At 37.3% G+C, this 20,510-nt stretch carries 16 protein-coding genes and 1 tRNA gene; 4 read left to right on the top strand and 13 right to left on the bottom strand.

The window, feature by feature from the left end; translation table 11 throughout:
• The first annotated feature begins 98 nt into the window (after window positions 1-98).
• Window positions 99-305: a DUF2945 domain-containing protein gene (locus tag ABIQ28_RS03380; protein WP_348035343.1), complete on the top strand. Its 207-nt coding sequence runs from the start codon at window positions 99-101 to the stop codon at window positions 303-305.
• 221 nt (window positions 306-526) lie between these two features.
• Here the strand turns inward: ABIQ28_RS03380 and ABIQ28_RS03375 are convergent, their stop codons facing one another.
• The 9 genes from ABIQ28_RS03375 to porU form a co-directional block, all read right to left on the bottom strand.
• Window positions 527-1,405: a lysophospholipid acyltransferase family protein gene (locus tag ABIQ28_RS03375; RefSeq protein WP_348035342.1), complete on the bottom strand. Its 879-nt coding sequence runs from the start codon at window positions 1,403-1,405 to the stop codon at window positions 527-529.
• Window positions 1,406-1,849: 444 nt separating this feature from the next.
• Window positions 1,850-2,488, bottom strand: coding sequence for an HAD family hydrolase (locus tag ABIQ28_RS03370; protein WP_348035341.1), 639 nt, complete (start codon window positions 2,486-2,488; stop codon window positions 1,850-1,852).
• Window positions 2,489-2,490: 2 nt separating this feature from the next.
• Complete coding sequence (locus ABIQ28_RS03365) at window positions 2,491-3,174, bottom strand: SDR family oxidoreductase (RefSeq protein WP_348035340.1); 684 nt, start codon at window positions 3,172-3,174, stop codon at window positions 2,491-2,493.
• Entirely contained in the window at window positions 3,167-4,165 is a 999-nt protein-coding gene (locus tag ABIQ28_RS03360) for a M20/M25/M40 family metallo-hydrolase (protein WP_348035339.1), read from the bottom strand. Before ABIQ28_RS03360 ends, ABIQ28_RS03365 begins: the two co-directional genes overlap by 8 nt.
• Window positions 4,166-4,320: 155 nt before the next feature.
• Window positions 4,321-5,940, bottom strand: coding sequence for a pyruvate dehydrogenase complex dihydrolipoamide acetyltransferase (locus ABIQ28_RS03355; RefSeq protein WP_348035338.1), 1,620 nt, complete (start codon window positions 5,938-5,940; stop codon window positions 4,321-4,323).
• 3 nt (window positions 5,941-5,943) lie between these two features.
• Window positions 5,944-6,942 carry a pyruvate dehydrogenase (acetyl-transferring) E1 component subunit alpha gene (gene pdhA / locus ABIQ28_RS03350; RefSeq protein ID WP_348035337.1) on the bottom strand — a complete coding sequence of 333 codons (999 nt, stop codon included), beginning with the start codon at window positions 6,940-6,942 and terminating at the stop codon, window positions 5,944-5,946.
• A gap of 199 nt (window positions 6,943-7,141) precedes the next feature.
• Window positions 7,142-7,624: a cytidine deaminase gene (gene cdd / locus ABIQ28_RS03345; protein WP_348035336.1), complete on the bottom strand. Its 483-nt coding sequence runs from the start codon at window positions 7,622-7,624 to the stop codon at window positions 7,142-7,144.
• A gap of 98 nt (window positions 7,625-7,722) precedes the next feature.
• Window positions 7,723-8,928: a type IX secretion system outer membrane channel protein PorV gene (gene porV / locus ABIQ28_RS03340; protein ID WP_348035335.1), complete on the bottom strand. Its 1,206-nt coding sequence runs from the start codon at window positions 8,926-8,928 to the stop codon at window positions 7,723-7,725.
• A 63-nt stretch (window positions 8,929-8,991) separates the two neighbouring features.
• Complete coding sequence (porU, locus tag ABIQ28_RS03335; protein ID WP_348035334.1) at window positions 8,992-12,852, bottom strand: type IX secretion system sortase PorU; 3,861 nt, start codon at window positions 12,850-12,852, stop codon at window positions 8,992-8,994.
• A gap of 326 nt (window positions 12,853-13,178) precedes the next feature.
• Here porU and gldJ point away from each other — a divergent pair, with 326 nt between their 5' ends.
• The 3 genes from gldJ (at window position 13,179) to ABIQ28_RS03320 (ending at window position 18,221) form a co-directional block, all read left to right on the top strand.
• Window positions 13,179-14,858 carry a gliding motility lipoprotein GldJ gene (gene gldJ, locus ABIQ28_RS03330; RefSeq protein WP_348035333.1) on the top strand — a complete coding sequence of 560 codons (1,680 nt, stop codon included), beginning with the start codon at window positions 13,179-13,181 and terminating at the stop codon, window positions 14,856-14,858.
• 67 nt (window positions 14,859-14,925) lie between these two features.
• The gene (gene murF / locus ABIQ28_RS03325; RefSeq protein ID WP_348035332.1) at window positions 14,926-16,209 is read left to right on the top strand and encodes a UDP-N-acetylmuramoyl-tripeptide--D-alanyl-D-alanine ligase; all 1,284 of its coding nucleotides are present in this window, start codon (window positions 14,926-14,928) and stop codon (window positions 16,207-16,209) included.
• Window positions 16,210-16,940: 731 nt separating this feature from the next.
• Window positions 16,941-18,221: a CoF synthetase gene (locus ABIQ28_RS03320; protein ID WP_348035331.1), complete on the top strand. Its 1,281-nt coding sequence runs from the start codon at window positions 16,941-16,943 to the stop codon at window positions 18,219-18,221.
• Window positions 18,222-18,335: 114 nt separating this feature from the next.
• Here the strand turns inward: ABIQ28_RS03320 and ABIQ28_RS03315 are convergent, their stop codons facing one another.
• The 4 genes from ABIQ28_RS03315 to ABIQ28_RS03300 form a co-directional block, all read right to left on the bottom strand.
• Complete coding sequence (locus tag ABIQ28_RS03315) at window positions 18,336-18,482, bottom strand: hypothetical protein (RefSeq protein WP_348035330.1); 147 nt, start codon at window positions 18,480-18,482, stop codon at window positions 18,336-18,338.
• Window positions 18,483-18,540: 58 nt separating this feature from the next.
• The gene (locus tag ABIQ28_RS03310) at window positions 18,541-19,410 is read right to left on the bottom strand and encodes a cation diffusion facilitator family transporter (RefSeq protein ID WP_348035329.1); all 870 of its coding nucleotides are present in this window, start codon (window positions 19,408-19,410) and stop codon (window positions 18,541-18,543) included.
• Between the two features lie 586 nt (window positions 19,411-19,996).
• Window positions 19,997-20,173, bottom strand: a complete 177-nt coding sequence (locus tag ABIQ28_RS03305) for a hypothetical protein (RefSeq protein WP_348035328.1) — start codon at window positions 20,171-20,173, stop codon at window positions 19,997-19,999.
• Between the two features lie 199 nt (window positions 20,174-20,372).
• Window positions 20,373-20,447: transfer RNA gene (locus ABIQ28_RS03300), tRNA-Val, on the bottom strand.
• Window positions 20,448-20,510 lie beyond the last annotated feature (63 nt).

Here is a 20,510-nt window from a genome sequence, read left to right as displayed (position 1 = left end):
AAAATCCATTATCTAGATAACCTTTGATTCCTCACAAAAAAAATTGAGTTGAGTTTTAAATCACTACCTTCTGAGGACAGAATTAAAACTTCACTATTATGACCACATTTAAAGTAGGCGATCATGTCACATGGAATTCAGAAGCCGGACATGTATCGGGTAAAATCATCAAAGTGCACCATTCTGATTTCGATTTTAAAGGCTACACACATCACGCCAACAAAGATGAGCCACAATATGAAATTAAAAGTGATAAAACCGATCATATTGCGGCACACAAAGGAACAGCGCTTACAAAAATTTAAGAGGTGCTTTTGCAGTGTAAATTTTGTTTTACCTCAACCTCTATTTTTAATACTTATATAAACACGTCACGCTCTTTGAACCGTGGAATATAGGTTGACATCCGAGTTTTTATTAGAAATTTCAATAGTGTAGCTTTTTCTATCAAATAGATATGGGTTGATTGTTTTAAATAGTTTCTAATAACAAGGAGACCATATTAATTTTTAAGCTCCTGGCAACACTACAAACTCTCAACAGACCTTTTAATATATTCGTCTTTATACTCGTGTTTCCATCGTCGATGACTCCATAGGTAATTTTCCGGATTATCAATTATGGATTCCTCCAATTTTATGGCATAAAGCTGTGTTATCAAACCCGTCTTATAAGGTTCAGAAAAATCAAAAAGTCGAGACACTTCCATTTTATAATATCCTCTTTTTTCTCTAACAATGTTTGCGAAAAAGGATCTTGTTCTATTTGAGGCTGTATAAATCTCAGGACCGTTTTGAAAAGCAGTTTTTTGGGATAAAAATGTGGTCCAAAAGCTTTTCATGGGAATATTGGGATTTTGATCCGCAACCAAAATTAACACATGCGGTTGGCTACCCAATTTTTCAATTTCTTTTTTCATGTTTTTTGAAGAGACTAATTTTGAACCAAAACGACCGCGTATCCTCAGCATCAATTTGTCAAACTGTGGGCTTGATATTGGTTTGTAGGCCACAATAATATTGTGATTCAAGCTGCTTGATATATGCGCATTTGCCCATTCCCAGTTAAATTGATGTCCTAAATAAACATGACAGTTTTTGTTTTCGGATACGGTTTTTTCTATTTCTGAATAGTCTACAGTGATGCGCTTGTGCATGTCCTCCTTGCTTATGGAAAGCAACTTTAAGGTTTCTATAAAATGGTCGCAAAAACTCCTGTAAAAATCCTTTTCTATTTGCGTTCTTTCATTTGCATTTAAGCCGCCAAATGATTTCATAATATGCTTAGAAACGATCGTTCTACGGTATTTAAAAACATAATATAGATTGAAATAGACAAAATCTGAAAGCAAATACAATACTTTCAATGGTAATAGGGACAGTGGATAGAGTATGCCGTAAATCATATGCAGATGATTTTATAATACTAACTAAGCGTACAAATAAAATAAATGGTGTTTGAAATTACTTTCCAACTCTATTTAGTCTATTCGTTCTTTAAGCGATTTCAAAAATCGTTACGATTTATCAAGAGCTTTTCACTTTTATTAAATATCAAATAACAACTCTAATTTAAGCTTTAATTGATTGAATTACATCCACTTCAATATTTTAATTTAATTTAAGGGCAACTTTTTTATAATTGGTTTCAGTGATTTCGCATATTGTTTCTACATCAATATCTAAAAGCACCTCAAAAACTATAGTAGTTTTACATTTTAACCAGCACACTTTTGAAGCCCGCAAATTTATTGAACGAAGATTTCTAATGTAACTTAAAAATGGCCAAGAACACAACAGCTTTTTAGAAAAGCTCTATAATCGGGGGTTTTAAAAATATTTCTAACTTTTTAGCCAATTAACTCCAAAACCTCTGACATATCGCTAAAGGTCAAAGTCGCATGGCCTTCAAGTTCGTTGTTATAGTCATGTGCAGCAAATCCAAAAACATCGAAACCGCCATTTTTAGCAGCATTGACGCCACTAATGCTGTCTTCAATCACAATACATTCTTTGGGTTTAAATCCCATGGTTTCCGCAGCCCAAAGAAAAACCGCAGGATCAGGCTTCCATTTTCTAACGGTAAAACAACTGAAAATTTTATCCTCAAAATGAGGTAATAAACCGGTTAATTCTAAATTGAGCCGAATTTTATTTTCAGGACCGCTTGATGCCACACAAAATGGAATGTCCAAATTTTCCAAAACTTCAGCAATTCCATCTACAGGTTGAATATTTTGTCGAAACGATTCAAAGCTTCGTTCTCTAAACCTTGGAAGAAAATCCTCTGGCAACCTTTGAGGCACCAATTCTGCAATTTGTTCCTGACAGCGCTGCATGGAAGTGCCTTTAAAGTTTTTTAAGGCATAATCCAGATCGATATTAGCTCCCAATTCGTTAGCCATATCTACCAAAACTCGGTTTGCGATGGGTTCACTATCTACTAAAACGCCATCACAATCAAAAATGACGCACTTATACTTAGACATAATTATGGAGTTGAATTGGAAACTTGAAGCAATTTTCCGTTATAAAACTTTTGCCCTTTCAATGAAAAATCGACAATATAATCGGCCATTTCTGCTGGTTTTAAAGGTGCTTTATAACCTGGAAAAGCTTCTTCTAACATTTCGGTTTGAACAGCGCCAAGGGCCAACACATTAAACGCAATCCCGGAATCCTTATATTCTTCAGCAAGTAATTCTGTTAAAGTAATCACAGCAGCTTTACTGGAACTGTAGGCAGCAAGTCCTGGGAACTTCATACTTCCTTGAACACCGCCCATGGAACTTATGGTCACCACATGACTGTTTTTTGCCATATACGGAATCAAAACTCGCGTCAACTCGGCAACGCCATACACATTAGTACGATAGACTTCTTCAAAGTCACTGATTGTCGTTTTTGCAAAAGGTTTATTAAGCACTAGTCCTGCGTTGTTGATCAACACGTCGACATGCTTCCACTCTTCTAAAATAAATGCTTCCACTTTTTGATAGGCCTCCATATCGCCCAAATCAAAACAGAATGCCGTTACATTCTTCAATTTTAAAGCCTTTATAGGGCGATCATTTCGAGACAGTGCCAAAACCTGATGGCCTTGCTTCGCAAATAATTTGACCAATTCATAGCCTATTCCTCTGCTGGTACCTGTTATTATAATATGTTTACTCATTCATTTTAATTTCTTGGGTTGTTGAATTGCTCATGGTTTCAAATGCTGGAATTAATTTATTGACCAAATCGGCCATAAACTCATAATCCATTAATCCGGCTTCATCACCTACTTCATGGTAGTGATCAAAATTAGTAAAATCAAAGGTTGAAATGGCATGACTCGGTTTATTAAAAGCTTTGTAAAACGGATAATTATCAGATCGGTAAAACAACTGAAATTCTTTTGCCTTTGGTAATTCATCCAAAAGAGTATATCCCACATAGTCATTCATTTTTGTGGCCATATTAGAAAGATCATGGCCTGTAAAATAAGCCTCATAATTTTTATCCACCATAGGCACACCAATCATTTCAAAATTGATCATGGCGTAAAGATTGATGTGCTGCTCTTTTAAGCGTTCTGCTAAATGCTTAGATCCTAATAAACCAATTTCTTCACCAGAATAAAGTGTAAAAAGAATACTGCGCTTAATGTTCTTCTTGGTCGCAAAATAGCGTGCCATTGCTAAAACCGCCGCAACACCCGAGGCATCATCATTGGCTCCGTTGGCAATAGAGTCGCCAACAACTGCTTTCACAATGCCGATATGATCGTAATGGGCACCGAGAATGATGAATTCATTTTTCAAAACTGGATCATTGCCTTCGATGTATCCCACAACATTCGATGCGTCCAAGCCATTAGCTTTGTAGTAATCGCGGTAAGTATCAAAATAAGGTTGAACCTTATAGGATTTGAGCTTATTCTCAATATAAACTGCAGCTTTTTCTATGCCTTCTGATCCCGTTGCACGACCTTCCAATTCATCGGAAGCGAGATAATATACCGTTTCTTTAAGTTCATCAGGGGTTACAAAATTCAAGGTCTCAATGTCTGATGGTTGCTCCATCAAAGTAAGATCGTTTCCATCGTTTTCAGAAGACTCCCGTATCTTGGTTTTACAGGAAACCATAATGAGAACGGTACCGATTAATAGAATGTTTTTCATATCCCTTCTTATTCAGTTGTGTCATAAAAAAAATCCTGCTTCATTATGCTGAAACAGGATTTTAATATAGTTATTAATTCATTTTATATAGTGTTTGATAACTCTTGAATGAAGCAAGATAGACGCTCATTCTGACAAAATCAATCACTTTACAATTATATTAACATCGACACCGGATTTTCAATATATCCTTTTAAGGTTTGAAGGAATTGTGCGCCTGTAGCACCATCAACCGTTCTATGGTCACATGCCAAAGAAAGTTTCATAGTTTGGCCAACCACAATTTGTCCATTTTTAACTACTGGTTTTTCAACTATCGCACCAACAGATAAAATTGCTGAATTCGGTTGATTGATGATCGAGGTAAAACTTTCGATACCAAACATTCCTAAATTAGAAACGGTAAACGTACTGCCTTCCATTTCTTGAGGCGTTAGTTTTTTGCTTCTTGAACGTCCTGCAAAATCTTTAACTGCTGCTCCAATTTGAGACAAACTCAATTCATTTGCAAATTTAACTACCGGAACTACCAAGCCATCCTCAACAGCAACTGCTACACCGACATGAACATGATGGTTTAAGCGCATCTTATCCGCAAACCATTGTGAATTGACTTGTGGATGTTGTTTCAATGCCAAGGCACAGGCTTTAACAACCATATCATTAAATGATATTTTTGTATCTGGAATTGCGTTGACTTGCTCTCTAAAAGCAATAGCATTATCCATATCAAACTCGACGTTCAAATAATAATGCGGCGCTGTAAATTTAGATTCCGCTAAACGTTTTGCAATCACTTTACGCATTTGCGAGTTTGGCTTTTCCTCAAAATCCTCTTTTCCTGATGTTGCAACCTGTCCAACTGCTGTTGGAGCGGCAATTACTTCAGGAGTATAATTTTCAATATCGCGTTTAATGATACGTCCGTTTTCACCAGAACCTTTAACTTGTGCTAAGTTGATTCCCTTTTCTTCGGCTATTTTTTTAGCCAATGGCGAAACGAAGACACGGCTAGAATCAGAACTTGAACTTGAACTTGAAGTCGAAGTTGAAACTGAACTTGAAGCTTCTTTTACAAGTGGTTTCGTGGCTTCTTTTTGGGGCGCAGCTGCTTTTTTATCAGAACCACCAGTCTTGAAATTTTTGGCTATACCAGAAACATCGGTTCCTTTTGGGCCTATAATTGCCAATAACGAATCGACTTTGGCACTTTCGCCTTCATCTAATCCTATAAACAGCAAAGTCCCTGATTGGAATGATTCGAATTCCATGGTAGCTTTGTCGGTTTCAATTTCTGCAAGGATATCGCCTTCTTCAACGTTATCTCCTACTTTTTTGAGCCATGTTGCCACAGTACCTTCTTCCATCGTGTCACTCAAACGCGGCATAGTTACAACGATAACACCTTCTGGCAAATCATCATTTCCTGAAGTTTCCTCAGCATCGTTTGACGACATCTCTTCGGAAGCCTTAGCCTCAGACTTTTCTTCTTTTTTATCAGATGAACCACCTGCGATTAAATCGGAAATATCTTCGCCTTCTTCTCCAATAATGGCCAATAACTCGTCAACCTTAGTGGTTTCACCTTCTTGGATTCCAATATACAGCAATGTACCTTCATGAAAAGATTCAAACTCCATCGTCGCTTTATCGGTTTCGATTTCAGCCAAAATATCGCCTTCTTGTATCTTATCTCCTACTTTTTTTAACCACGCTGCCACAGTTCCTTCTTCCATGGTATCACTCAAACGCGGCATATTTATTACTTCTGCCATAGCTTATATTTTGTGTTGTATAAATGGATAATCTTCCTGCTCATAAACGGCATCGTACATGACGCTTTTGTCTGGATATGGAGACTCATCAGCGAATTTCTCACATTCTGCAACGAGATCCTTAACACGTTGATCAATTACTTTCAGATCGTCTTCAGTCGCATACTTCTCCTCAAGGATGATATCTTTCACTTGCGTGATTGGATCTATTTTCTGATACTCAGCAACCTCTTCTTTAGTTCTGTAATGTTGAGCGTCACTCATCGAGTGTCCTCTATATCGGTAAGTTTTCAACTCCAAAAATGTAGGACCATCGCCACGTCTTGCACGTTTGATCGCTTCGTCAAAAGCCTCCGCCACTTTTACTGGATTCATTCCGTCAACAGGTCCACAAGGCATTTCATAACCTAAACCAAGTTTCCAAATATCTGTATGGTTGGCCGTACGCGCTACAGACGTTCCCATAGCATAACCGTTATTTTCACAAACAAACACGACTGGTAACTTCCATAACATCGCTAAATTAAAAGCCTCATGCAAAGAACCTTGACGCGCTGCACCATCACCAAAACAACATAAAGTCACGGCATCAATACCATGATATTTATCTCCAAAAGCAATCCCAGCACCTAACGGAATTTGACCTCCAACAATACCATGACCACCATAGAAACGGTGTTCCTTTGAGAAAATATGCATGGAGCCTCCAAGACCTTGAGAAGTCCCTGTAGCTTTACCATATAATTCTGCCATAACACGTCGTGGATCTTCTCCCATACCAATAGGTTGAACGTGGTTACGATAAGCCGTAATCATTTTATCCTTTGTCAGGTCCATGGCGTGCAAAGCACCAGCTAAAATAGCCTCCTGCCCATTATACAAGTGAAGAAATCCTCTTACTTTTTGTTGAATATAGACTGCAGCAAGTTTGTCTTCAAACTTTCTCCAGAACAACATGTCTTCATACCATTTGAGGTAAACCTCTTTTGTAATCTTTTGCATCCGAAATAATTTCTAAAAAATTAAATACTTAATTAGTTCTGTTTAGAGAACTGAAGATCCCGCAACGCGGGATTAGTTCAGCTTTCAGTTTTTGATTCGTTTTTCAAACCCTTAAACTGTGCTTCACTAAACGGATAACAAAAGTAACACATTAAGGAGTAATGAAAAAACTGAAAATCGTAAAATTTCTACGAAATCGTTATAGAACGCTATTATCAAACACCAAGGGCAGTAAATTGGCCAAAGAATGCGATCGGACTACTTTTCCCACCTCTCCCATATAATAAATTTCAATAGGCGAATCTTGCTTTACTTCATATTCTGCAATGGATTGGCGACAGGCGCCACAAGGTGGAATGGGTTGATCAGTCGTTTTCAATTTTGATCCTGCTATAATCGCCATACGGATGATTTTAACATTGGGAAATTGCGCTCCTGCATAAAAAATGGCGGTGCGTTCAGCGCAAAGACCTGATGGATAGGAGGCGTTTTCCTGATTACTTCCTGTGACAACTTCGTTGTTTTCAAGAAGAATTGCTGTCCCTACACTGAAATTTGAATAGGGAGAATAGGATTTATCTCTAGCTTCAGATGCTTTTGCCATGAGCGCAATGACATCTTTAGGAAGTTCATCTAATGTATCATAGACGTTAAGTATGGTTTCAATTTTAAGTTCCTTCATATATTGTTTATCTATTTTTAAAAATACGATTCATTTTCAAACAAAAAAACTATTGCTTTAAATAACAATAGTTTTTTGGAATTTAATTTAACTGTTTTCTAATACTCTCTGTATTCGCCACCTCCAAAATTGAAAGTCAGAGAAAAACGTAAAGTCCCTTCCAACGGACTTTGAACCTTTGAAGCTGAAAACAAATAAGACATGTCAATATTCATGGAGGTATACTTAAAGCCGGCACCTAAAGCAAAAAATTTACGCCCACCTTTTTCATCACTTTCATTAAAATAACCGGTTCTAAAAGCAAATGCATCTTGATATCTATACTCGGCGCCCAATGCCCAAGTGAATTCTTTCATCTCTTCATTGAAACCTCCCGGAGCATCGCCAAAAGATTGGAAAATTCCCTTTAGAAAGTTCACATCTGGAGATTTCCCTTTAGCAATAATAGTTGGCTCACTTCCATCGGTAGCTTGTTTACCATCACCATTTAAATCAACAAAACCATAAAGAGGTGGTGTTGGAACCAATAGTTTTGTGACCTCAGCGGTTAAAGCCAAGGTGTTGTATTCATCAAAAATAAAATCAAAACCTCCGCCAAGTCTTAAATTGGTTGGCAAAAAGTTTTCTTTTCCGGCATCATTATATTTAATCTTCGGACCTAAATTTTGAATGGCAAAACCTAAACGGGTTCTTCCGTTAAAACTATCATAAGCTTCTTCTTCGCTTTGGTAAAACCCAGAAATATCAACAGCTACTGAACTTGCAGCTTCTGCTGAATTATCCAAGGCTTGAATTTTTAAATCCGATCGCAAATAACGCAAACCCACCGCCATTGAGAATTGATTAGCCAAGCGTAAAGAATACGAAGCATCAATGGTCATCTCATTGGGTTGCGCAATAAGCGCTTCTGAAAATTCATCCTGCACCAATTCTATTTGTCCTAAACTGAAGTATTTAAAACTTGCTGCAAAGGCACTTCTTTCATTGATTCTGTTAAAATAAGTAACGTTTCCTAAGAAAATATCATTAACCAATTTGCTTAGATAAGGCGTATAGCTTACCGCTATTCCTGATTTCGATTCAGAAAAAGCATACTTGGATGCATTCCATTGTTGGGAAAAAGCATCCACAGAAGTTGCCACGCCCATATCTCCCATCCCTGCGGCACGAGCATCTGAGGCAATTAATAAAAATGGAACGCCAGTAGTAATTACTGTCGACTGATTATCAAATATTATCGTTTCCTGTGCAGAAGAAAAACTATAAATGGTTAAGGTGATAACGGCTAAGACGTATTTTTTCATAAGGTCAGTGAGTATTTTATTGGAAGCTTTGATGCCCAAGTATTTAACAAATATAAATTAATATTAAAGTATTACAAGTTTTTGAATCTTTTCAACCTGCTTGTTCAGTTGATTGGATCTTACTTTAAGCTTATAGACGTAAATCCCTTTTCCAATTTTATCTCCAAAATCATCGCGACCATCCCAAACAATATCTCTCGACAGTGCCGAAGCTCCTTCGTTACAACAACCACCTGCATTTGTTTGGCTATTTATGGTCTTTACCAACTTACCGGAAATGGTGAATATCTGTATAGAAACGTCTAAAGGTTGCGAACTATTGTGGTTGAACCAAAATTCTGTGTAATTAATGAACGGATTAGGGTAATTTAAAACGTTTTCAATCTTCAATTCATCATCTTTATCATGCACAACAAACTGAATTTCAGAAACTCCCGAGTTATTATAAACATCCCAGGCTTTAAGTGTTAAAGTATGAAGACCAGGTTCTAAATCCCGAAACGGATAAGTCACCTCTCCTTTAGTATAATCATCCACTTGCGCTTTATAATAATCATTCAGTACAAACGGATTGGTTTCGTCTCCATCAATGATGGCCACAATATCATGCCCGATTCCACTGGCGGTATTGATACCATTTTCGTCTTCCAATTTTGCTAACAATGTGGGCGCTTCATTGGTAATGCCACCAGACACAAAATTCACATCATTCATGTACAATTTCACCACAGGACCAGTAATATCCGTTTGCGCGTTTTTATTGATCCCACCGACCAATACATCAAAGTTTGCACCCGCCTGATCTTGCAAAGGCGTTTCTGATTTTGCATAAAAACTTACTTTGCCTTTCCCTACTGGCACACCAATATCTCTTGGAACGACAAATTCAAAATCAAAAACACCATTTTTAACGCTGGCCTGACCTATAAATATTTTCTCCCCCAAGGTGGTGAAATCCATTTTGATTAATTCTCCATTTTGCCGCGTTCCATTATTTCCCAAGGTTTGGCGTGCAATATTTTTATCGAAAATAGTTGCCGTAAGCACACCGTTGTAACCCTTCATTACATTTCCGGAAGGATCCAAAACTTCGCCCGACATTTTAACTTTACTCAATGCTTTTAAAGTGTCATTAGTTTGACCTAAGGGAACATCATTAATTTTTGTAAGCTGAATATTAGGCTTTGGAAATGCTAATCTCATAGCAGGATCCCCTATAAAAGACACCAAACGTTGTTGCGGAATTCCAGTAATGGCGGGATCTGTTTTTGTGAGACGCAAAGCTTCGGCCATGGTTGGGTAATCGTTGGAATCAAAACCAAAAAGATACTTCTGCAATTTCAAATTAAATGTCACACCGACCGTCACGCTAATTTGTCGCGTGGTAGTGATCAATCCAATGGCTCCTCCTTGTGGATTCCAATAGGTATATTCTCCTGCAGTGGGACGAAAGGGGTTATCAAATCGCGTATATTCACAAGTAACGGTAACAAAACAATTGAACTTGCAGGTGTTTCTTATGTCCTGCGAATCATTCTTATCAAAAATTCGCTCAGATGCCAATCCATCCTCGCCACCATGCCCAAAATAATTGACCACCAAGGCTCCAACTTCCACAGCGTCTTTAATGGCTTTGTTTACAGATGGATAACGTTCGCCACTTGCAGAAGCTTCCTGTTGAAAGGCGTCAGAATGAATTTTTACCACATTTAGAAATGGTTTTTCCGCGGAAATGTTACGACCAATCTCATCGGTAGTTTCCTGTAAAATGCGCTCCCAATCCTGATCAACATCATCGGAAATCACGACAATATTATTTCTCCAGTTGCCATAGGATTCATCTTGATAATATAACTCAATCTTATCCACCATTTCTTTGGCGCGTTGCGGGGTCTCTACCAAAATTCGTCCTACAGCAATATCTAATTTGTTTGAAGTTCCCATATCACCCTCATTTTCATCCATCATCCCATAAAAATCGTCAGAAACGAAAGCATTGGTCAAACTAAAACTTTCCACGGCATGCCATGCAGGAACAATATTGGTGTTGTTGGGAATTCTATCCTTATAATCAAAGGACGCATCGCCAAAAAGACACAAGTATTTCAATCTTTTATCTGGTGCACTCGCATTCTGATACACATAGCGCACTAAGTTTCTGATGGCTGCTACATCTTGATTGCCCGAACTGAATTCCGTGTATATTTCATTGAGCGCCACAACTTTTACATTGAGATTATTTTGAACCCTATTGATTTGTGCTAAGCGTTCGGCTTGAGAAAGGAGATTATTTGGTGAGATGATGATATAGTCCACATCCCTGAACTGCCCTTGTTCATCTTTAAAAATAGTGCCTTTAATATTTTGATTACTAACACTCGTCTTACTATCCCTTTTGGGCTCATAATAATCTGAGGGCGTTACTGCCAGGTATTTTTTGGGAATTCCTGAAACGGATTTAAAGTTTAGTGTTGAACTCCTATCGGGATTTTCCACACTGGTCACATCATATTTATTACTAATATCCCAAATTTCTGAAACTGAAGCGGCATTAGTCATACGATACTCCACAATACCCGGAGTGCTTGCCACCTTATTGTTTTTAAAAATAAGTTGTTTACCTTCAAAAACCAATCCTCGCGTGGCCTCAATGGAGATATAATCCAAATAGCCATAAGAGTTTGGGTTTCCGGAATTATTAAATTTTAAACTGACAATAACGTCAGGCGAACTTAACATGACATTACCATTAAAAGACCTTCCATTGGCCAAAACAGATGAATTGATTGGCGTGAACCCAAAATTTGTCACTACATTCGAATTGACCTTAACCTCCATGTTTGTAGGCCCTTCAGAGGTTGATGCAGCATAAACCTTAAAATGGGCTGGTTCGGTCGTCATAAGATTTGGGAATTTAAATTCAAACTTCTGTTCATTTTCGATATCAAACCTTTCGCCAAACCATCGTCTTCCCAAACGTACAATATTGACATTATCAACTTCATGAAATTGATAATCCTGAAAGGTATTGACCACATACGTTGCAGGCCCAGCAGGCTGTGACAGCTTTTGCATACGTTTACCTAAGCCACCACTCACATTGACATAATAATAACTCTTATCGGTAAACACGTTAAGATTCGTGTTACTATCTTCACTAAACCCCGTTGTTCCTTCAGCATAGAATAAGATATAGTCGTCATTATTGAAAACGCCGTCTTCTTCGCCTATAAATGTCACGGCATTTTCAGTAAGATCAATCGGATAAGGCTCTGAATTTGGCAGTGGCAACATTGCACCGCCATTACCATAAATTTTTATGGTACGTGGATCTACAGAACTTGTGTTGACACCAAGTGAATTCAAAAAACTCTTGGTCAATTTAAAGACACCTGATTTGTCCACATAAAAGCGGTACCAAGTTCCTGAATTGAGCACTGAATTACTTATCGCGTTGGTTCGATTGGCATAACTGTTAGGACTTCGATTGGCCAAAGTATTATATAAGATCGTAAACGAAGTGATTTTCTTGTAAATTCCATTCTCCTTAATAATAGGAGTCAATTCCAAGTAGGCATTGGTCTTTTCCCTAGCGATCGTATTCTCAAAAAGCAACTGTGGTGTTGTTGGAATGGTTTCCTCAGGAACGGATTTCAATTCATCGGCTGAAATTACGGCATAGGAAACGTTAGAAAGTATGACCGAATTTTTATTGATATTTCCATCAGAAACCCATTCGGCAAAAAACTTTAGTCCGGAGCGCATGTCAAAACTAAAATGGTCTTTATCAAAAGACGGCACCGTTATAGATGAGGAGCCTGTTTCCAACACCATAGCTCCGTTCCATTTAATGTCAAACCGCTTCTCTTGGCCAAGACTTGTCGCTGATATTAAAACAAAAAATAATAGTAACTTTATTCTCATGAGCCTGTATTGATCTTTATCAAAAAAACACCTCAATTTCATTCCTTGCCTGCAACGTAACCCTCTAAATATATGGAAATAATAACGGTTGCTCATGGTTGTTATTATGAGATTTCTAGTTTTTATCCAAAACTACAACAATATTTAATTTCTTACGTCGTTATTAAAACATCAAATACATCGACGAAATCGCCAAAAATCCGACGTGATGTCCAAAAAAAGGGATGAAATGCAACATTTTTTGCATCTATTTGGAAAAAACGCTTGTTCGTTTCTCTTTAATTACTATATTGCGTCACTAAATTTAATCAACTTACTTAAAAAGTATGGCTATGAAAGACATCATTAATATAAGGATTGCATTTGCCCTAATGCTCTCTTTAGCAATGGTTGGGTGTAAAAGGTCTTCTTCATCAAACCAATCCAGAGCTACTGGATGGAAAATCAATGATAAGAATGGAGGCTTTCAATACAACACCAGTTTTAAAGAACAAGAAACCTCTCCGGGTTTAGTTTTTGTTGAAGGTGGTACCTTTACCATGGGCAAAGTGCAGGATGACCCAATGCATGATTGGAACAACACCCCGAGCCAACAGCACATTCAGTCCTTTTATATGGATGAAAGTGAGGTTACCAACAAAATGTACTTAGAGTATTTGGATTGGATCAAGCGTGTATATCCGCCAGATGATCCTAATTTCAAATTGATCTATCAAAGTGCTTTACCAGACACCTTAGTTTGGAGAAACCGTCTTGGTTATAGCGAAATGATGACTGAAAACTATTTGCGTCACCCAGGTTATGGTGAATACCCTGTGGTTGGTGTAAGTTGGATTCAAGCAGTTGATTTTGCGAGCTGGAGAACAGATAGAGTTAACGAATTGTATTTGGAGAAAGGTGGCTATTTAAAACGAGATGCACGTATAACAGATGTGAATGCCGATGCTAATTTCAATACAGATACATATATCAATTCACCTAGCTCAACTTACGGTGGCAACGCTGAAATCCTTGAGGGTGGCAGAAAAAGACGACAAACTGATGCTGAAGGCAATCCTATTAATGTCTATGCAAAAAGAGAATCTGGAATTATATCTCCAGAATACCGTTTACCTTCTGAAGCCGAATGGGAATATGCAGCCCTTGGCTTGAATGAATTAAGAAACTACAACACCATTCGTGGTAGAAAAAAATACCCTTGGAGTGGCCAATACACACGTTCTGGAAAAAGACAGACTAGAGGTGATCAATTAGCAAACTTCAAGCAAAGCAAAGGTGATTACGGCGGAATTTCAGGTTGGTCTGATGATGGCGCTGATATCACAAATAAAGTAAAATCCTATTTGCCCAACGATTTTGGAATTTATGACATGGCCGGAAACGTTGCCGAATGGGTTGCCGATGTTTACAGACCGATTGTTGATGATGAGTTTAACGATTTCAACTACTTCCGTGGTAACGTTTACACTAAAAACGCAATCAACGAAGATGGTACCGTAAAAGTGGTCACTGCTGAAGATATTGTTTATGATACTTTAAGCAACGGAAAAGTTGTTCCGAGAAATCTACCAGGAACTATTTTGCAAGTGCCTATCAGTGCTGATGATGCTTACCTAAGAACGAACTTTGACACAAGTGATAACAGAAACTTTAGAGATGGCGACAGAAAATCATCACGTAACTACAGTGATAATTTTGATGACGTGGAAGCCAAAACTAACGTTTCTAGCACCAGACAGATGTACAATTCTCCAAAACATCAAGTAACTACCGATTCAACTGGAGCAATTGTTAAATTATATGACAAATCGAATGACAGAACTTCTTTAATCAATGATAACGTAAGAGTTTATAAAGGTGGTTCTTGGAAAGACAGAGTTTATTGGATTGATCCAGCACAACGTCGTTACTTCCCACAGGATATGGCCACTGACTATATTGGTTTTCGATGCGCAATGTCAAGAGTAGGTTCAAAATCAAAAAGTTCAAATAAAACAAGACACTAGTTTTTAAATTACTAAAAATCATAAAAGTCCTAACGCTGAGTTAGGACTTTTTTATTACATTTATTTCATGATTACAGAAACACTTTACCAGCATTTTAAAAAATGCACTGTGGTTTGCACCGACACAAGAAAAATTGAAAAAGACTGTCTTTTTTTCGCACTTAAAGGAGAAAATTTCAACGGCAATCAATTTGCAAGTAACGCCTTAACCTCTGGGGCGAAATACTGTGTAGTTGATGAAAAACAGTATGCCACAGATGACCGGTATATATTAGTTGACAACGTTTTGGAAGCTTTACAAGAGCTTGCCACTTTTCATAGAAACCAATTGAACACTCCTATTATTGCCCTTACTGGAAGTAACGGAAAAACCACTACCAAAGAATTAATTAATGCTGTATTGTCCAAAAAACATAAAACGACGGCAACCCAAGGCAACTTAAATAATCATATAGGCGTCCCTTTGACCCTACTACAAATGAACGAAACCACCGAAATTGGCATTGTGGAAATGGGCGCCAATCATCCGAAAGAAATTGAATTGTTATGTAAGATTGCGCAGCCAGATTATGGCTTAATCACCAATTTTGGCAAAGCGCATCTTGAAGGTTTCGGCAGTATAGAAGGTGTCATCAAAGCAAAATCAGAATTGTATGATTACTTGAAAACACATCAAAAAACCATCTTTGTTAATGAAAATGATCCCCTTCAAGTTATACGGACCGAAGGTTACGATCAGGTTTATACCTTCGGATTGCTGACTTCCGCCAATACCATGTTGGAAATTATCGACACGCAACCCTACGTGACGCTACGTTATAATGACTCGGTAATTAAAAGTCAACTTACGGGCAACTATAACTTTAATAACATTTCCGTCGCTATTGCCATTGGTTCTTATTTCAAAGTGGATCCTAAAGACATCAAAAGTGCCATTGAAAATTACACTCCAACCAATAACCGATCACAAATTTTAGAGAAAGGCAGCAATACCATAATTATGGATGCCTATAACGCCAATCCAACGAGTATGCTGGCCGCTCTAGAAAATTTCAAACAACTACATCAAGAGCGTAAAACGATTTTTTTAGGTGATATGTTTGAACTGGGCCAGACAGCCGAAAGCGAACATCAGTTTATTGTAGATTATCTTGAAAAAAACGACTTTGGAAAAGTCTATCTGATTGGAAAGAATTTTTTCAAAACGAAAGTCAATCTCGAAAAAATCAAAAAGTTTGAGACTTTCGACGATGTAAAATTTAATCTTAAAAACCATCCGGTTAAGAATTCATTTTTGCTGATCAAAGGCTCTCGAGGGATGGCTTTGGAACGGATTATAGAGCTTTTGTAATAAAAGACATCGCCTTCCATCCCAATCCATATCAAAAGATGCTAAAGCTTTTGAGTTTTCACTCCAAAAGAAAATTAAAGCCTTAGCGTTGAAAATTTGAACGGTAATGGAATCGATAATTACAAAATTTACATAAAACAGAGCGATTATTCATCTGACAGAATTCCAGCAAGATTTTTCCTCTTCATTGTATAAAATTCCATATCTTTAGGTGATAACAAACCCCCTATAAAACACTTAAAGGCTTCCTATGGAACATTTTCTTTATCATATAAAATGGAGAGGGAAGCTTCTGAGTGATGCGGTTTAGGCCATAATAAAGGTAATTTGATTGAGCATCTAGTCGCGTTAAGAGAATCATTTTTTGGTTCCAGCACTATAAGGCTTCCGTTAAACTCCTCGTTAAAAACTGCGGACGACTTCAAAGAAAAAGAGCACACTAACGAGAACGAACAGCCCTAAAATAAATATCTCATAGTTTCAGACGCAAGTGAAGGTATTAATTTCTATGGTAAATTTGGACAAAAGAAGGTCATATAAGTAAGGTAACCAATTTGCAGCTGAAGTGACAATTTAGATTACCTTAACATAAGGATCAGTCTAGGCGCAAAGAGTCTTCTTTGGTTCTGACACAAGATATTTAATTGTTCCAAATGTATTTTTGGTATTTTATGTAAATTAAAAAAGATCTCCTGCTTAGAGGGATTCAATTAACTGGCAAAATTAATATCATGAACATTACAAAAATTTCTTTTAAGATCAAAGAGCGTCTCGATGGTTCAAAAATAACTGAGCATTATATTGACATCAAAGATCATATTGAGTCTAATAAAGACCTTTCCTCAATAGCTTTGGACCATTTACTCTTACATGTTAAGAAAAATGTCCCATATTATCGAGCTAATGATTTCGAAAACCTGAACCACTTCCCTATAGTTAATAAGTCTATAATAAGATCAAATTTTACAGAATTCAGAGCCATCAATTTTAGAGAAAGAGACTTAATTAAAATGACAACATCCGGTTCAACGGGAACCCCCTTTACAATTTATCAGGATAAAAATAAAAAATCACGAAATTATGCAGACGCTCTCTATTTTGGAAATAAAGGTGGCTATCATTTAGGAAATAAATTGGTTTACTTAAAGATCTGGCTTAAGGATAAGATGCACCATTCTTTGCAATATAAATTGCAAAATATTTCGACAATAGATGTTAAGAATTTGACGGACGCAAAGATTAAAAAATTAATAAAGGAATTTAAAAACAAATCACACGAAGTCCATTCCGTTTTAGGTTATGTTTCAGCCTTAGAGCAAATTATTAGATATTGCGAAAAGCATCATATAAATGATTTGCACTGTAAATTTTCAGGAGTAATTACTATGGCAGAAGGACTTTCTAGTGTGACGCGTGGGAAACTTCAAAAATTATTTAAATGTCAAGTTGTTTCGAGGTATAGCAATTTAGAAAATGGTATTATCGCTCAACAAGAAATTGATAGTGACGACTTCCTAGTAAATACTGCTAGTTATTTTGTCGAAATTTTCCATCCAGAGCATGATGAACCGATTGAAGATGGCTACCTCGGCCGTATTGTTTTAACAGATCTATACAATTTCGCGACGCCTATAATTAGGTACGATACCGGAGATATGGGTATTAAAGTTAAGCGCGATGGAAAAACTTTTCTCACCACTGTTGAAGGTCGTAAGGCAGACATTATATTTAATACCTCTGGAGAAATAACATCTACATACATCGTTCCTACCACCATTTGGAACTATTTGGAAATAGAACAATTTCAACTGCTACAAGTTGGCGAAAAATCTTATGTATTTAAAATCAACTGCCCTAGAGGTTTTACAAAAGAGAAACAATTAGTGAACGAATTTAAAGCCCATTTAGGAATGGACGCAGAATTTAAATTCATTTACGTTGATGGTATCCCTTTATTGAATTCCGGCAAACACAGGCAAACTGTAAATTTGCATGTGAAAAACTCAGATTAAAAAAGGGTTATTGGTTCTTTTATTGATTTTTCCCATTAATTTTTCAGCACCTAGATTTGAAATCTATAAATTTTTTGAAGATGCGTTCCTAAGATGCCGTTACCCCTTTTCTCATCACTGCTCTTTCGCTTTTTTAACAATTGCTTTAAGCCGTTCTTTCCGAAGTTCCTTTTCAGCTTTTTTCTTATTTATTTTTCGATTAAGAAGTTTCGTGTGCTTGGCCTTATTCTTGGTGTTTTTTTGACCTTTGGGTTTCGCCATGGGAGTATATTTAAGGGATTTGATCCGATTTACATTTTTAGGTTTTTGGGTTTAACCCTTATTCGTTTGGCTCAATATGAATGAGCACGTGTCCTAAGCTCGGTATTTGTTTTCGTAAATAATCTTTTAATTGATGTGCAATATCGTGTCCGGCTTTTACCGAAATTTCGCCATCCACAATGGCGTGCAAATCCACATTAAATTTCATACCCGCTTTTCGAACAAAACATTTTTCTGTACCCATAACGCCCTGTACTTCGATGGATTTTTCCCTAATTTCCATGATTAGGTCATCATAAAGCTGTTCATCCATAACCTCGCCTAAAGCTGGTCTTAAAATTAAGTAGCTATTAAATAAGATAAAGCCCGAAGCAAATAAAGCGGCCCAATCATCGGCGTTTTCATAACCTTTCCCAAATATGATGGCAATAGAAATTCCTATAAAAGCCATGACCGACGTTATGGCATCACTTCTATGATGCCAAGCATCAGCCTTAAGTGAAGAGCTCTTTGTTTGTTTACTTTTCTTAATAACAATTTGAAATGACAGTTCTTTCCAAACAATGATAAGCCCCAACACAATCAAAGTCCAAGATTCTGGGGTTTCATGAGGCGTTTGAATGTTTTGAATACTTGTATAGGCTATTATTGTTGCAGAAACAACAAGAAAGGCAACCACAGCAAATGTAATTAACGGTTCAATTTTCCCATGTCCATAGGGATGGTTGTCATCCGCTGGCCGTTTGGCATATTTAAAACCTATTAAAACTAATAGTGAAGCAAAAATATCTGTTGTCGATTCAATGGCATCGGCAATTAGGGCGTAAGAATTACCAAAAAATCCCGCAAGTCCTTTTATTATGGCTAACACAGTATTTCCAATGATACTGAAATAAGTGGTGCGTATGGCCGTTTGCTCGTTTTTCATTCTGTTTTTTGGATGCCTAATATCTTTTTGTGTCTAGCGATATTTTATAACCGACGCTCATTTAAAAATATAACAGCTTGATAAAAATTAAATCTTAGTGGAACCTTCAAGACCTGTGAGAATTTATAAAAAGCTTTCCGCTAATTTTTAGATGATAAAGATAAATCTTTTTAGGATGTAATGAGAGAGGTTTTTAGGTATATTGCTTCTTGCAAACCGGCAAGTCTCGCGGCTTGGGCTTTACTGAAGTTCAATTATTTGGATTAACTACGTTGTTCCAGATCAAGACCGCTTCTGAAAATAAAATCCCGTGCGCTGAGCAGTGCACTGCGATTTTTGTTTCCTGCAAACCTTCAAGTCTCGTGGCATTGAGTTTTACTGAAGTTCAATTATTTGAATTGGCTGCGCTGTTCCAGATCAAGATGGCTTCCGCAAATAGAATCCCGTGCACTTAGCAGCGCACTGCGATTTTTGTTTCCTGCAAACCTTCAAGTCTCGTGGCATTGAGTTTTACTGAAGTTCAATTATTTGAATTGGCTGCGCTGTTCCAGATCAAGATGGCTTCTGCATATAGAATCCCTTGCGCTTAGCAGCGCACTACGATTTTTGTTTCCTGCAAACCTACAAGTCTCGTGGCATTGAGTTTTACAGGAATTCCATTATTTGGATTAGCTGGGCTGTTCCAGATCAAGATGGCTTCTGCAAATAGAATCCCAAAGTGCTGAAAAAGCACTTTGGATTTTTGTTTTCTGCAAATCTTCAAGTCTGACAATTGATTTCAATTATAATTTAAGCAATGGATTAACTGCGTTGATCCAGATTAAGATCCCTTTTGCAAATAGAATCCCGCGCGCTTAGCAGCGCACTACGGATTTTTGTTTCCTGCAAACCTTCAAGTCTGCGACTTGGGTTTTCCGGAAACAAAAATCCCAATGTCTTCAACATTGGGATTCTGCTTGATGTGGTCCATACTGGATTCGAACCAGTGACTTCCACGTTGTCGACGTGACACTCTGAACCAGCTGAGTTAATGGACCGGCTACTTATAAAAAAAGTCCATACAATGTATGAACTTTTGTGGGCGATGAGGGGTTCGAACC

The organism is Gelidibacter sp., assembly GCF_039916245.1.
Classification (GTDB): domain Bacteria; phylum Bacteroidota; class Bacteroidia; order Flavobacteriales; family Flavobacteriaceae; genus Gelidibacter.
This window is presented reverse-complemented; position numbering and strand designations above follow the sequence as displayed.

Excerpts from the sequence above, each read along its gene's own strand:
- porU (WP_348035334.1), bottom strand. The coding sequence starts at position 12,852 with ATGAGAATAAAGTTACTATTATTTTTTGTTTTAATATCAGCGACAAGT.
- ABIQ28_RS03380 (WP_348035343.1), top strand. The coding sequence starts at position 99 with ATGACCACATTTAAAGTAGGCGATCATGTCACATGGAATTCAGAAGCC.
- ABIQ28_RS03360 (WP_348035339.1), bottom strand. The coding sequence starts at position 4,165 with ATGAAAAACATTCTATTAATCGGTACCGTTCTCATTATGGTTTCCTGT.
- ABIQ28_RS03375 (WP_348035342.1), bottom strand. The coding sequence starts at position 1,405 with ATGATTTACGGCATACTCTATCCACTGTCCCTATTACCATTGAAAGTA.
- ABIQ28_RS03370 (WP_348035341.1), bottom strand. The coding sequence starts at position 2,488 with ATGTCTAAGTATAAGTGCGTCATTTTTGATTGTGATGGCGTTTTAGTA.
- ABIQ28_RS03355 (WP_348035338.1), bottom strand. The coding sequence starts at position 5,940 with ATGGCAGAAGTAATAAATATGCCGCGTTTGAGTGATACCATGGAAGAA.
- murF (WP_348035332.1), top strand. The coding sequence starts at position 14,926 with ATGATTACAGAAACACTTTACCAGCATTTTAAAAAATGCACTGTGGTT.
- pdhA (WP_348035337.1), bottom strand. The coding sequence starts at position 6,942 with ATGCAAAAGATTACAAAAGAGGTTTACCTCAAATGGTATGAAGACATG.
- cdd (WP_348035336.1), bottom strand. The coding sequence starts at position 7,624 with ATGAAGGAACTTAAAATTGAAACCATACTTAACGTCTATGATACATTA.
- porV (WP_348035335.1), bottom strand. The coding sequence starts at position 8,928 with ATGAAAAAATACGTCTTAGCCGTTATCACCTTAACCATTTATAGTTTT.
- ABIQ28_RS03310 (WP_348035329.1), bottom strand. The coding sequence starts at position 19,410 with ATGAAAAACGAGCAAACGGCCATACGCACCACTTATTTCAGTATCATT.
- ABIQ28_RS03320 (WP_348035331.1), top strand. The coding sequence starts at position 16,941 with ATGAACATTACAAAAATTTCTTTTAAGATCAAAGAGCGTCTCGATGGT.
- ABIQ28_RS03315 (WP_348035330.1), bottom strand. The coding sequence starts at position 18,482 with ATGGCGAAACCCAAAGGTCAAAAAAACACCAAGAATAAGGCCAAGCAC.
- gldJ (WP_348035333.1), top strand. The coding sequence starts at position 13,179 with ATGGCTATGAAAGACATCATTAATATAAGGATTGCATTTGCCCTAATG.
- ABIQ28_RS03365 (WP_348035340.1), bottom strand. The coding sequence starts at position 3,174 with ATGAGTAAACATATTATAATAACAGGTACCAGCAGAGGAATAGGCTAT.